We start from the raw sequence: 13,109 nt of genomic DNA, 5'->3' as shown, positions 1-13,109 counted from the left end.
TCTCGGTATTTACATGCCTGATTATCCTATCATTGCCGCAGTCGATCTTGGCTCTAACAGTTTTCGCTTGCAAATTGCTCGCGTAGTTGAAGGTGCTCTTTTCCCTTTGGATTCCCTAAAGGAAACCGTCAGGCTTGGGGCAGGTCTTGATGCCGCAGGCTGCCTCACAGCTGAGGCCCAGCAGCAGGCCATTGAAGCTCTGGCGCGCTTTGGTGAGCGGCTACGCGGCTTGCCTGTAGAGTGCGTGCGTGCGGTTGCCACCAATACTTTTCGGGTGGCAAAAAACGCCAGTACTTTTTTACCGCAAGCTGAAGCCGCTTTGGGTTTTCCAATAGAAGTGATCGCAGGTCGTGAAGAAGCGCGGTTAATTTATATTGGCGCGGCGCATAGCCTGCCTGCCACTCGGGATAAACGCTTGGTGGTAGATATTGGTGGTGGCTCAACTGAGCTCATCACTGGCAGCCACTTTAGAATTTTTCGTACTGAAAGCGTACCTATGGGCTGCGTGAGCTGGAGCTTACGATTTTTCCCCGATGGCATTATTACTGCTGAGCGCTTGGCTGAGGCCGAGCTTGCAGCACGTGGCATGTTGCTTTCATTGGTGCCTGATTTTAATCATGAACAATGGCAGCGCGCCGTTGGCACATCGGGCACGGCACGCTCTATTGCTGATATTTTAGAGCTGAACGATTTCTCTGCCTTGGGCATTACCCGTGCAGGCATGGATAAGTTGCGCCAGCATATTTTAGAAGCTGGGCATATCGATAAGGTGCAGCTGAACGGCTTGCGTGCCGATCGCCGTCCCGTATTGCCAGGCGGCTTTGCCATTATGATGGCCGTGTTTGATATGCTGGCTGTAGAGCGAATGGGGGTGACCTTTGGTGCGCTACGTGATGGGGTTTTATACGATTTAGTGGGGCGGCAATCAGAGCACGATATTCGTCATCGCTCGGTTGAGCAGTTTCAGCGTCGCTACCATGTTGATCCTTACCAAGCAGAAAGAGTGGCTAAGCTAGCTGGCCGCTTTTACGCTGCGATGGTGGCTGATGATACGGTGGGCGCGCATCGCTTAAATATGGCGGCAGGCTTACACGAAGTAGGCCGCTCCATTGCGCATGCCAGCTATCACAAGCATTCTGCGTATATTTTGCTGCACGCTGATATGCCGGGTTTTTCTAAGCGCGAACAGGCTCTACTAGCAAGATTAGTATTAGCCCATCGTGGTGGCTTAGGTAAGCTGGATGAAAATGTCATTGATTTAGTTGAATGGTCGGCGATTTTAGCACTGCGGCTAGCGGCTATTTTTTGCCGCTCTCGCACCGATATTGAGTTGCCGTTGTTGCGTTGTGAAGCTAATAGTAAACAATTCTTATTAGAAGTTGATCGTACTTGGTTGGATGCTAATCCCCTGACTGCCTATGCACTGACTGAGGAGGTAAACGCGTGGCAAAACATCGGCATGAAACTACACGTCGTAAGTTAAGAACGGTTCCCACCGCAAGTAAGGCGGGAATGGCACCAGGCACCATGCAATATGTTGGCCCGCGTGCTGCGGATCAAACTTTAGCCAGCTTAATTGAATATGGCCAGGACGCTGACGCGTTTTATGAGAAGCTATTTACTTCCCTAGAAGAAGGCCATGGTTATCAGCCCCAGCATCCTTTGCTTTGGCTTAATTTGCATGGCTTGGCCAATATTGATTTATTAAAGGTGGTAGGTCGTCGTTTTGGCCTACACCCTTTGGTGCTAGAAGATATTCTGAATACTGAGCAAAGGCCAAAAGTTGAGGTGTTTAACGGCTATGTATTTATTTGTGTGCGCTTGGTGAGTGTCAGTGAAGCTGGGGAAATCAGTAGCGAGCATGTCAGTATTGTTTTGGGAAAAAACTACGTACTCACTTTCCAAGAAAAACCAAGCGGCACTTTTAATCAGATTCGTGAAGGGCTTAAATCCAGCCAATCGCAATTACGCCGCTTTGGCTCAGATTATTTGGTTTATACCCTGCTGGATAAACTGGTTGATCGCTATTTCCTTGTGCTCGAAGCCATTAGCGAGCGCTGCGAGGATTTGGATGACGCAATTTCATCTGGCCCTAATCCGGCTCAATTGCAAGAAATTCAAGCTTTGCGCCGCACAATGCAATATGTAAAACGTGGCCTATGGCCATTACGCGAAGTGATGAATACTTTACAGCGCGATGAAGCGGATTTTTTCCGTGATGAAACCCAGCTTTATTTGCGTGATGTTTATGATCATGTGGTGCAAATGATTGAAAGCGGCGAGGCTTTGCGGGATTTAATTAATTCATTGCAAGACAATTATATGTCTTTGCAATCTAACCGTATGAATATAGAAATGCGCCGGCTGACGGTGTTAACGACCATTTTTATGCCGTTAACTTTAATTGCCGGTATTTATGGTATGAATTTTGAAAACATGCCGGAATTGCATTGGCATTTTGGTTATTACGCGGTCTTGGGTTTAATGGCGGTTATTGGGCTTGGTTTAACCTTGTATTTCAGAGCTAAGCGCTGGTTTTAGATCTTGTAAAAATGCAGCGTGGGTAAACCAACTTCTTGCCCACGCGCTCACCCTTATACCCACCAAGCAAAAGCAAATACGGCAAACATCGCTAGCCCGATGGCGATTTTGGCGATGGCACCCACCAGCATGCCAATAAAGGTGGCAATCCCCACTTTACCTGCTTGCAGCACATCTTGTTTGGCCCAGAATTCCCCAATGGCGGCTCCTATTAATGGCCCAAGAATTAGCCCTGGTATGCCTGCAAAAATGCCTAAGATGCCGCCAATTAAAGCTCCCCAAATAGCCTGCGGGCTGGCCCCTACTTTTTTCGCGCCTAAAGCGCCTGCAATATAGTCCAGCACCATAGATAACAGCAGCAGCAGCCCCAGCACAGTCAACCAGCCGTAGCCAACGCGTACAAAATGATCCAACCATGCTGCCAGCAGCATGCCGCCAAAAATAAATGGCGTGGAGGGTAAGAAGGGCAGCAGTGTGCCTAGCAGGCCTGAAATCATCAGCAGCCAAGCGACTATCCACCAAATGATATCTGCGTTTAATACTGTGGGATCGAGCATATTTTCCTTGGTGTTTTTTGGAGAGGGCGATGCCTATCTCGCCATATTAATTGATGTTCTGTACAAGAACTATTCGACCACGAAAAGCACTAAATGCACGAAAAAGCCAATCAAACCGGCATGTTTTCACTCTTTTTCATCAAGATGCTTTGATTGAGCCCATGGATAACTGCTTGATTGGGCATGCTATGGTCACGCGGTATCTATTCGTGCTTTTTGTGTTTTTAGTGGACTGCGTATTTTTTGATCTTACTGCGTAACGTCTGTTATCAGTTCAATCTTCCTGATTATGTCTGCTCAAAAAAAGCCATATATCGACATGTAGGCCAATATTCTGTAGGGGCGCTGCTTGCTGCGCCCTCGCTGAACAGGGCGCAGCAAGCAGCGCCCCTACGAGTTAACTCGATTCACGTTGATATTCCCAGCCCAACGCCAAAAAATGAGCAAGAGACATAATCAGGTTAATCTTTGCCGCAAAAACAAGCTGAGCTGCTCAACCAGCCAAGATAAAATCAGCATGGCGATGATGATGGTGGCGGCTTGCTGCTGCTGAAATAAAGACAGCGTGAAGTAGAGCTGCTGCCCAAGACCGCCCGCCCCAACCAAGCCCAATACCGTGGCCATACGAATATTGTTTTCCCAGCGGTAAAGGGTGTAGGCAATCCATTGGGCAAATACTTGGGGCATCAGCGCATAGCAAAATGCGCTAAAGCGGTGGCTGCCACTGCAAATTAAAGCGTCGTAAGGGAGAGGGTCGGCGTTTTCCAGTGTTTCGGTAAACAGCCTGCCCAATACGCCGCAAGTATGCAGCGCCAGTGCCAGCGTGCCTGCAAAAGGGCCAAGACCAACGGCCAGCACCATAATTGCAGCCCAAAGTAAATCTGGCACACCGCGTAAAAAATTAAGCACAAAGCGCGTAATGGCCTTGGGCAAAGCGCCCCAGCGGCCAGCGGCAGGCAGTGCCAATATCGCTGCACCAAACAGGGCCAGTAAGGTGCCCACTGCAGAGATCGCGAGTGTTTCGACTGCCCCTTTGGCTACATTTTGCAGGTGAGTGGCGCTTAAATCCACAGGGAAAAAGTCGTATAGGTAGGTCAGCAAATTGCTGCTGGCGCTAAAGGCCTGTTGCCAATCGCTCCATAGCCAGTAGGCGGAGAAGATGAGGGCTGCCGCGGCTGCAATGGATAGTTTGTAGTAATCGGCTATTTTGCGTGCGGCTTGGCTGATGGCTTCAGTGCCGGTGACCAGTAGTAAAAACACCAGCAAGAGGCTGCCGACTTCACTGCCATTCATCATTTTGATAGAGGTATCAAGTAGCTGGCCTAAGCCGCCCGCGCCAACAAAACCCATCACTGCCGAGGCTCGAATCGCGCATTCCCAGCGATAAACCGAGTAAGACAATAGCTCGGCAAAGGCTTGTGGTAATAGCGCGTGGCTAAAAATTTGCCAGCGTGATGCACCGCTGGTAGCCAGGGCTGCGGCAGGCTCTTTGGGCTGAGATTCTAAAATCTCTGCATACACTTTGCCGAGCATGCCGCCATAGGCAAGACCAATCGCCAGCACCGCCGCAGTAGAGCCTAGGCCAAAGGCGCGCACAAACAGCAGCGCCCAAACAATTTCTGGTACACCGCGCAGCAGCAGTAAGCCACTCCGTAAGAGCGGCACTCCTAGCCAGCGGGCAATACGCTGTCTTCCATCTGTGAGTAGAGGGATGGATAGCGCCTCGGTAGAGAGCAGCGCCGTGGGAATGCCGATCAGCATGGCAAGAAAAGAGCCTGCTGTGGCAACCGCTAGCGTTTGAATGGTGGCGAGGCCCATTTCGCGCAGAAAATCGGCGGAGTGGGCGGGCGGGAAAAAGCCCGCTAAAAAGATAAATAAATGGTCTAAAGTACCGTTTTCCCACAGCTTACTTGGGTCAACGCCACTGAGCTGAAAGGCCGGTGCAAATAATACAATTACGGCCAGCGTAATGCCCAGACGCAGCGCTGCGGCTGGGTCTTTAAAACGGCTGGCTAGCATCTTGCGCCTCGGGGCAGCGGGTCTTGCTCGGCGGGGTGAGCGTCGTTGATTTCCCCTGCATAGAGTGCGGCTAAGTGCTCGCTACTGACTTGATCTGTAGGTAAATCAAACTGTACCGTGCCTTGGCGTAGGCCAATGATTCTTGGGAAAAATTGCAGGGCAAGATCAACCGAATGCAAGCTAGTCAGTAAGGTGGCTTTATTCGCCGCTGCGGCTTGGGTGAGCAAGGCAAGCGTTTTGCTTGCAAGGATAGGATCGAGCGCCGAAACCGGCTCGTCGGCGAGCAGCAGCTTGGGGGCTTGATAGAGCACCCGCGCCAAACCTACCCTTTGTAGCTGCCCGCCGGACAAAGTATCGCAACATTCAAATAATTTATCAGAAAGGCCCACGCTGGCTAAAACGCTGCTGATGCCTGCAATATCTTGTGGATAAGCCAGCGCCAATAAAGATTGCCAGAAAGATTGCTGGCCTAAGCGCCCAGCCGCAATCGCGGTAATCACACGGCTTTTGCCAGGCAGCGGTGGCGCTTGATACGCCATGCCAATACGGCTGCGTAATGGCTGCAATTGGTCACGAGGCAAGCGCCAAGGCACGCAATCTAAGAGGCTAAGTTCTCCGCTTTGTGGACGATGATGCGTGGCAAGCAGCCGTAAAAGGGATGATTTACCCGCGCCAGAAGGCCCAATCAAGGCAATCTGCTCGCCCTGTGTGGCGGCAAGCGTGATGTTGTTTAATACGCAAGTAGCGCCAAGCGTGAGTGAGAGTTGTTGCAGTTGGAACATGGTGTACTTATGTTTAATGAGGGCAATAGTTGTAGGGTGGGCACGTTTTTGTGGCCACGCGGTGATGTTCAATAGCGCTGAGCATTCGCCCGCGTGGGCAAGGTAAAGCGTTTTGTCCACCCTACTTGATTAAATCCACTTTCTTTGCCGATTCTTCAATCGCTTTGTAATTCTCTGCCGATGTTGGAATAAAGCGGCTGGCGCGTTGTAGCTCTAGCACTTCTTTATGCGCTGGGTTTTTAGCATCCAGCTTTAAGAAGGCGGCTTTAAGCTTGGCGGCGGTGCCAGCATCTAAATCAGAGCGGATAGTCCAGTTGTAATCAAAGAACGGCGGGGTGGTGTAAAACACGCGTACTTTGCTTGAGTCTACTTTTTTCATTTCGACCAATTTATCCCAAACCGAAGCATTCAAAGCGCCCGCGTCTACTTTGCCGGAGGCTACCCAAGCTACGGTTGCGTCGTGGGTGCCTGAATACGCTGGCAATCCTTTGAAGTCTTTATCAGGATCAATGCCTTTTTGCTCAATAAAGTAGCGCGGCATTAAATGGCCAGAGGTGCTGGAGGCCGAGCCAAAGGCAAAGGTTTTGCCTTTTAAATCATTCAGATTATTGATGTCGCTGCGGGCAGTAATAAATTTGCTGGTGAAGTGCGCGTCTTCTTCACGCTGCACCAGCGGCGTAACCTTGCCGCGTTTATTGGCTTGCACAAAGGTAAAGCCGCCTAGCCAAGCCAAGTCAATACGTTTACCAGCTAGGGCTTCCACTACGGCGGCGTAATCGGTTACCGGCACAAATTGCACTTTCATGCCCAGCTCAGCTTCTAGATATTTGCCAAGTGGGGCGAATTTGCGTTGTAGCTCGGTAGGCGATTCATCAGGAATAGCCGAGACTCTTAATACTTCTTCCGCTTGGCAAAAGCCAGCGGCTAGCAGTGAGGCCACAAGGGCGATGGAGCGTAGTTTCATGGTGGTTTTCTCGAATATTTGATGGGGGGCGGGTGAAACCAATTCTATCCACCTAAGCCTGCGCCTTTCGTAGGGCGGGTGAAACCCGCGAGCGGTACTGAAAAACACGCGGGTTTCACCCGCCCTACGATGATTCAATATTTGCCATCTTGCGACAGCGTCATCATATTTGCTTAAGTTGATGGGCTTGGGTGAAGTCCGCCCTACAAAAGCTTAGGCCTTACGTGGTTTTTTGCTGCTCCACCAAAACAAATGCGCGCCAATCAAAATCATCGGCAGGCTGAGCAATTGTCCCATTGAAAGGTGCATGGCTAGATAGCCTAGAAAATCATCTGGTTCGCGGGCAAATTCGGCAATAAAACGGAATAAGCCATAGCCTAATAAAAATAGCGCAGAAACTTGGCCGGTGCGGCGTGGTTTGGCGGAGTACAGCCACAGTAAGATAAATAAGGTGACGCCTTCCAGTGCAAATTGATACAGCTGCGAAGGGTGGCGCGGCAGCCCGTCATGCGCCTGTGGGAAAATCATCGCAAACGGCATATCTGCCGAAGTTACACGGCCCCACAGCTCGCCATTAATAAAATTACCTAAACGGCCAGCAGCCAGCCCAAGCGGCACCAGCGGAGCGATAAAGTCGGTGACTTGAAAAAAGCTGCGGCTGCTTTTGCGGCCAAACACCCACATTGCCACCAATACACCAAGAAAGCCGCCATGAAACGCCATGCCGCCTTCCCACACTTTTAGGATGTCTAACGGATGCGAGAAGTAAAAGTCTGGCTTATAAAACAGCACATAACCCAACCGCCCGCCAAGAATAACGCCCAATACGCCATAAAATAATAGATCGTCTAGCTCTTCTGGCTTCCAAAGGTTGGATTGCTTGGCTCGCATCCGGCCCAGAAACAAAAATAGCATAAAACCGATCAAATACATCAGCCCGTACCAGTGGATACCCACAGGGCCAAGATGGATGGCAATTGGGTCAAATTGCGGATGAATTAGCATGCAAACCAGCCTTCCGATAAAATGGGCCGATTATACCCCAAGCACTTGGCCTGAATATTTCCTTTAGGCTTGCTAGCCCTGCATATTGAGGTGACAAAATCACTCACGACGCAGAGTCGATCCGCCGTTTTGTGTCTTGAGCGCCTGTCTTACCCAGTCTTTGATGCTTAATATGATCATTACGGCTATTCAGATACTTGAATTTTTTCCTGATTGATTTACCTCGTAGCAAGGAATGATTATGCCCGTCTACCGCTCCCGTACTACCACGCATGGCCGTAATATGGCCGGTGCCCGCGCCCTGTGGCGTGCAACAGGCATGAAAGATGGCGATTTTGATAAACCGATTATTGCCATTGCCAATTCGTTTACCCAATTTGTGCCTGGCCATGTGCACCTGCATAACTTAGGCCAACTGGTGGCCAGAGAGATCGAAAAAGCGGGTGGGATCGCCAAAGAGTTCAACACCATTGCCGTGGATGATGGCATTGCCATGGGGCATTCGGGCATGTTGTATAGCCTGCCTAGCCGTGATCTGATCGCCGATTCGGTTGAATATATGGTCAACGCCCATTGTGCTGATGCGATTGTGTGTATCTCTAATTGCGACAAAATCACCCCCGGCATGCTGATGGCCGCGCTGCGCCTGAATATTCCGGTGATTTTTGTATCCGGTGGGCCGATGGAAGCGGGCAAGGTAGATTGGAAAGGCGGTGTGCGTAAGCTGGATCTGGTCGATGCCATGGTTGAAGCCGCAGATAGCAGCGTCAGCGATGAAGAAGTCGCCGAGATTGAGCGCTCTGCCTGCCCAACCTGTGGCTCTTGCTCGGGTATGTTTACCGCGAACTCGATGAATTGCTTAACCGAAGCGTTGGGTTTGTCGCTGCCGGGCAATGGCTCGATGCTGGCGACGCACGCTGATCGCAAGCAATTATTCTTGCAAGCGGGCCGTACCATTGTTGAGATTGCCAAGCGTTATTACGAGCAAGATGATGATTCGGTTTTGCCACGCAGCATTGCCACCAAGGCCGCATTTGAAAACGCCATGAGCCTTGATGTAGCGATGGGCGGCTCGACCAATACCGTGCTGCATTTGCTGGCGGCGGCGTTTGAGGCGGAAGTCGACTTCACCATGCAGGATATCGACCGCGTTTCCCGTGGCGTGCCGTGTTTGGCGAAAGTTGCTCCCGCTACGCAAAAATATCATATGGAAGACGTGCACCGCGCAGGTGGCGTGATGGCGCTATTGGGCGAGCTAAACCGCGCTGGCTTGATCCACGCTGATGCTAAAACAGTGCATGCGCCGACTATGGGTGAAGCGCTTGCGAAGTGGGATATTAGTGTCAACGATAAAGACAGCGAAGCGCATCGCTTCTTTAGCGCAGCCCCAGGCGGCGTGGCGACTACGATTGCATTTAGCCAATCTATGCGCTGGCCAGAGTTAGATTTAGACCGTGAAAGTGGCTGCATCCGTAGCAAAGAGCACGCTTATAGCCAAGATGGCGGCCTTGCTGTGCTATCCGGCAATATCGCACCGCTAGGTTGTATTGTAAAAACTGCTGGCGTGGATGATTCCATCCTTAAATTTATCGGCCGCGCCCGTGTGTTTGAATCGCAAGACGATGCGGTGGCCAGCATTTTGGCCGATCAAATTGTGGCTGGCGATATTGTGGTGATTCGCTATGAAGGCCCGAAAGGCGGCCCTGGCATGCAAGAAATGCTTTATCCAACCAGCTATTTAAAATCTAAAGGCTTGGGCAAAGCGTGTGCGCTGCTCACCGATGGGCGTTTCTCTGGTGGCACATCCGGCCTATCGATTGGCCACGTTAGCCCAGAAGCGGCCGATGGCGGCTTGATTGGCCTTGTGCTCGAGGGCGACACCATTGAAATCGACATTCCACAGCGCAGCATTCGCCTTGCCGTGGATGATGCAGAGCTTGCAAACCGCCGTGCAGAAATGGAAGCGCGTGGCAAAAACGCGTGGAAGCCAGTTGACCGTCAACGCTATATCTCCCCAGCATTGCGAGCCTACGCCGCCATGACCACCTCCGCCCACACTGGAGCCGTGCGTGATGTAAGCCAGGTTGAGCGTAAGGATTAAGCCGGGCTAAAACCATAAATCTGTAGATACAGAGGGCACGGACAAAGGCAAGAAGAACAGGGAGAAAATAAGGGGGGAACAGGAGGAAAACCCAAGCAAAAATGGGCTTGGGTTTTCTCCGTGAAACTCCGTGTTCTCTGTGTCCTCCGTGGTTTGAGATTTGGGTTTTGTGCCCATGCAGCCAGCGCAATATCGTCATCCCCGAGTGTTTTCAACAGCGTCATCCCCGAGTGTTTTTGTCGGGGATCTAGGGCGGTGCGCAAGAAAAACGACTTGCACACCCTATAAAAACCAAGCTTTGTTTCGCTAAGTTGACAGGATTAGGGTCAGCATTGTGCCTCTGGATTCCCGATACCAGCATTCGGGAATGACGTGTTCGGTTCCATATAAATTCGTTTTTCTCAGTGAGCTCTGTGTTCTTCCCGCCCTCTGTGTCTACAGAACTTTTGTTGAAAGGTCAGCTTATGAGCGCCATCGCAACCGCCATCCGCCGCGTTGTTACCCGCATCCCCTACGGCAAAGTTGCCACCTACGGCCAGATCGCCAAACTGGCTGGCTACCCCAACCACTCCCGCTTCGTTGGCCGCTGCCTGCACGATAAAGAAACTCCCGTGCCTTGGCAGCGCGTGATCAACGGCCAAGGCAAAGTCAGCCCGCGTGGGCTGGATGGCAATGATGACGAACAACGGTTTTTACTACAGTGCGAAGGCGTGGTGTTTGGGGAAGGCGGGAAGATTGATTTGAAGGTGTATTTGTGGGATGGGGAATAAAAAACAGCCGCTGATGAAGCGGCTGTTTTGCATTGAAGCTAGGAATTGATTCGTTAATTGCAATCAGATGGGTTTAAGGCGTAAACGCAAATATTCGCACTTACCTTAGTGGTTTTAGTAGAGCCACCGCCATGATCTGGTACGGCAACACTAATTCCCCATGTTCCAGATACAAAAGTATCTGGGGCTTTGATGTCTGAGCATTTAGGGGCTTTCACTACCGTGCTAAATATAGTAGCTGATGTTTTAAGCCCCGGTGATTGAGTTGAGCTAGGGAGAGCAGGCTCTGGGTCACCAATGCTGCCTGCATCTTTGGTAAAATAGCTAATTACTGTGCCTGTCGGCATGGCATTTTGGGCATTATCTTCACGAATCCAAAATGTTTGCGCTACTGCGGTTCCACATTTCATCACAATATTATGCAGAATTCCTTCTTTGGGGCCCATTGTGGCAAGATCAAAAGGGGAGGCGTCATTCACCGTATTAATCAATGGTGTGTCACTAGAGAAAATAAAGATATCTTGAGCAAATACATGCAAAGTCTTGGTGCTTGAGCATTTACTCCAAGAGCTTAAACATAATGAACCATTGAATTTACCGTCTGATTTAACAAATTTATCAGCTGGTCCTATGTATTTACTTTCTAGCCCATCATATTTACCATTGCTATTGAAATCGACAAGTTGGTCAATCCCAAAGTCAAACTTCCCATTTTCATTAACATCAATAAAGGCTTCACCAATATCGCTGGGTGCACCATTTATATCAACTAACTCAGCGTCTTGATCAGCAATAATATTATTGTTTTTATCCACGAAGCTTTCTTCGCCAATTGCATAAGCCACAATATGCACACGGCCATTAACAGGGCGCGGGTTTTGTGAGTTTAGAACAATACTACATTGGCTATCTTTAGTTTGGCATTGGCCCGTGTTGTTGCTACCAATACGCCCACCATCGGTAATGAAGTTGATGACTGTGCCATCTGGAATTGGATTATTAAAGTGATCGGCTAATCGCATTGTCAGTGTTGCAGTGGCGCCATCGTACTTCCAACCATTGATATTGCGGCGATCGGCAGAGAGTGACAAGCTATCCATATCTGGAAAGCCGGTAGAAATAGATAAGCCATTAGATTGCGAGCTTAATCCATCTGATTTCGCAGTTACCCGCACTGGTGTCGGTTGAGTACCCGCTAAAACAATAGCCGTTGCCTTACCTGTGCTATCGGTAATGCTGCTAGCACTTTGCAAACTAACCCCACCTACCCCTACATCGAGAGAAAAATCAATGGCTTTACCTTGAATGCCATTGTTATTGGCATCGACTAACTGGAATACAACTTGAGCCGTTTCTTGTCTTGCTGCTGAGCCAAAACCTTTTAAGGTGATAACACCATCAGCGGGGGTGGTGGATACAAATTTTAGTGAGCTGGATTTGCGTGGATTAATATTTAACGTTGCTGAGCGAGGTACAGTACTGCCAATGTTTAAGCTCGCGGTGATGGTATCGGACCCAGTACAACCGTTATCTGTATAGGTTGCAGAAGCTTCACCTGCAATGGTTAAAGCAGTTGCATCCAGTTTTGCTTTCCCTGATGTGGCGCAACCTGAAGTAAAGGTGACTGTTTGAGGTGTAGTTGATGCCACGCCATTAATAAGTACTTTCACTTTAACCGCTGTCGTCGCGTAAGCATCAATGGTTGTTTGTCCTAGAGTAATTGGCTCTAGTGAAATGCTGGTGCTACCAATGGTGTAGTTGGCGATGCCAGTTACAGTAAAGGAGCTACCACCTGATGCCCCAGCGGCATCAACCTGTAAGCTGCCTGCGCCATTGGCATCGACAGAAGCTGCGGTCAGTGAAATAACCGCCTGACCATTGGCATTAGTTAGCACTTTCCCCGATGAGGGGGCCATGGTGGCTTGCTTGCTATCGGTAGAGAATGTGACTAAGGCGTCTGCAATAGGCTGTTTTTTAGAATCAAGTAAGGTGGCCGTTGCCGTTGTTTGTGCGCCTAAGCTGACAGAAGAATTTGGGTTAAGACCAACCGAGATAGAAACCGGTCCACTGGCATTTGTGCCGCCTTGCCCTGTGCCCGTGCCTGCGGATGCAGCTCCATCTCCAGATGCGCCATTACAAGCTGTCAACATAATCGTTGCCAGCAGCAGCAACCCGCCGGCGACTTTTCGCGCGGCTTTGCCGTTGAAGTTGATTCGTTCCACTGCATACTCCTTTACTTTTTTTAGGGGCTGTTTTGCCCAATAGATTGAAGCTTTTAAACCAATATAAGCAGATTAAACGACATTGATTGCAATATAGCAATCCTCGCCACAAATTTTATTTATAGTTTGCAATTTAGTTTTTTCTTAA

10 protein-coding genes are annotated in these 13,109 nt (G+C 50.0%); 4 read left to right on the top strand and 6 right to left on the bottom strand.

Annotation, left to right across the window (positions count from 1 at the left end):
- The first annotated feature begins 13 nt into the window (after window positions 1-13).
- Together ppx and corA are read left to right on the top strand one after the other, a co-directional pair.
- A complete protein-coding gene (ppx, locus tag R6242_RS15235) occupies window positions 14-1,483 on the top strand; it encodes an exopolyphosphatase (protein WP_293937941.1) in 1,470 nt (489 codons plus the stop codon).
- Window positions 1,444-2,541 (top strand): magnesium/cobalt transporter CorA, encoded by a 1,098-nt coding sequence (gene corA, locus R6242_RS15230; RefSeq protein ID WP_318428329.1) that lies wholly within the window; start codon window positions 1,444-1,446, stop codon window positions 2,539-2,541. The genes ppx and corA overlap by 40 nt, the downstream gene beginning before the upstream one ends.
- 53 nt (window positions 2,542-2,594) lie before the next feature.
- On the opposite strand, the gene R6242_RS15225 is transcribed toward corA, so the two are convergent.
- The 5 genes from R6242_RS15225 to lgt form a co-directional block, all read right to left on the bottom strand.
- Window positions 2,595-3,098 (bottom strand): DUF456 domain-containing protein, encoded by a 504-nt coding sequence (locus R6242_RS15225; RefSeq protein ID WP_318428327.1) that lies wholly within the window; start codon window positions 3,096-3,098, stop codon window positions 2,595-2,597.
- A gap of 456 nt (window positions 3,099-3,554) precedes the next feature.
- Complete coding sequence (gene phnE / locus R6242_RS15220; protein WP_318428325.1) at window positions 3,555-5,117, bottom strand: phosphonate ABC transporter, permease protein PhnE; 1,563 nt, start codon at window positions 5,115-5,117, stop codon at window positions 3,555-3,557.
- Window positions 5,111-5,899 (bottom strand): phosphonate ABC transporter ATP-binding protein, encoded by a 789-nt coding sequence (locus R6242_RS15215; protein ID WP_318428323.1) that lies wholly within the window; start codon window positions 5,897-5,899, stop codon window positions 5,111-5,113. Before R6242_RS15215 ends, phnE begins: the two co-directional genes overlap by 7 nt.
- Window positions 5,900-6,020: 121 nt before the next feature.
- On the bottom strand, window positions 6,021-6,863 hold the full coding sequence (locus R6242_RS15210) for a putative selenate ABC transporter substrate-binding protein (RefSeq protein WP_318428321.1): 843 nt from the start codon (window positions 6,861-6,863) through the stop codon (window positions 6,021-6,023).
- Between the two features lie 213 nt (window positions 6,864-7,076).
- Window positions 7,077-7,868 (bottom strand): prolipoprotein diacylglyceryl transferase, encoded by a 792-nt coding sequence (lgt, locus tag R6242_RS15205; RefSeq protein ID WP_318428319.1) that lies wholly within the window; start codon window positions 7,866-7,868, stop codon window positions 7,077-7,079.
- Window positions 7,869-8,109: 241 nt separating this feature from the next.
- Here lgt and ilvD point away from each other — a divergent pair, with 241 nt between their 5' ends.
- A complete protein-coding gene (ilvD, locus tag R6242_RS15200; protein ID WP_318428317.1) occupies window positions 8,110-9,969 on the top strand; it encodes a dihydroxy-acid dehydratase in 1,860 nt (619 codons plus the stop codon).
- A 464-nt stretch (window positions 9,970-10,433) separates the two neighbouring features.
- Window positions 10,434-10,739, top strand: coding sequence for an MGMT family protein (locus tag R6242_RS15195; RefSeq protein ID WP_318428314.1), 306 nt, complete (start codon window positions 10,434-10,436; stop codon window positions 10,737-10,739).
- A gap of 53 nt (window positions 10,740-10,792) precedes the next feature.
- Here R6242_RS15195 and R6242_RS15190 read toward each other — a convergent pair whose 3' ends face one another.
- A complete protein-coding gene (locus tag R6242_RS15190) occupies window positions 10,793-12,961 on the bottom strand; it encodes an Ig-like domain-containing protein (protein WP_318428312.1) in 2,169 nt (722 codons plus the stop codon).
- Between the last annotated feature and the right edge of the window lie 148 nt (window positions 12,962-13,109).

The organism is Iodobacter sp. CM08, from assembly GCF_033446605.1.
Taxonomy (GTDB): domain Bacteria; phylum Pseudomonadota; class Gammaproteobacteria; order Burkholderiales; family Chitinibacteraceae; genus Iodobacter.
The sequence above is the reverse complement of the archived record's forward strand: the minus strand, read 5'-3'. Positions and strand labels throughout refer to the sequence as shown.

Bases quoted from the DNA above. Each gene is read 5' to 3' on its own strand.
- R6242_RS15225 (WP_318428327.1), bottom strand. From the start codon at position 3,098: ATGCTCGATCCCACAGTATTAAACGCAGATATCATTTGGTGGATAGTC.
- ilvD (WP_318428317.1), top strand. From the start codon at position 8,110: ATGCCCGTCTACCGCTCCCGTACTACCACGCATGGCCGTAATATGGCC.
- ppx (WP_293937941.1), top strand. From the start codon at position 14: ATGCCTGATTATCCTATCATTGCCGCAGTCGATCTTGGCTCTAACAGT.
- R6242_RS15210 (WP_318428321.1), bottom strand. From the start codon at position 6,863: ATGAAACTACGCTCCATCGCCCTTGTGGCCTCACTGCTAGCCGCTGGC.
- phnE (WP_318428325.1), bottom strand. From the start codon at position 5,117: ATGCTAGCCAGCCGTTTTAAAGACCCAGCCGCAGCGCTGCGTCTGGGC.
- lgt (WP_318428319.1), bottom strand. From the start codon at position 7,868: ATGCTAATTCATCCGCAATTTGACCCAATTGCCATCCATCTTGGCCCT.
- R6242_RS15215 (WP_318428323.1), bottom strand. From the start codon at position 5,899: ATGTTCCAACTGCAACAACTCTCACTCACGCTTGGCGCTACTTGCGTA.
- R6242_RS15195 (WP_318428314.1), top strand. From the start codon at position 10,434: ATGAGCGCCATCGCAACCGCCATCCGCCGCGTTGTTACCCGCATCCCC.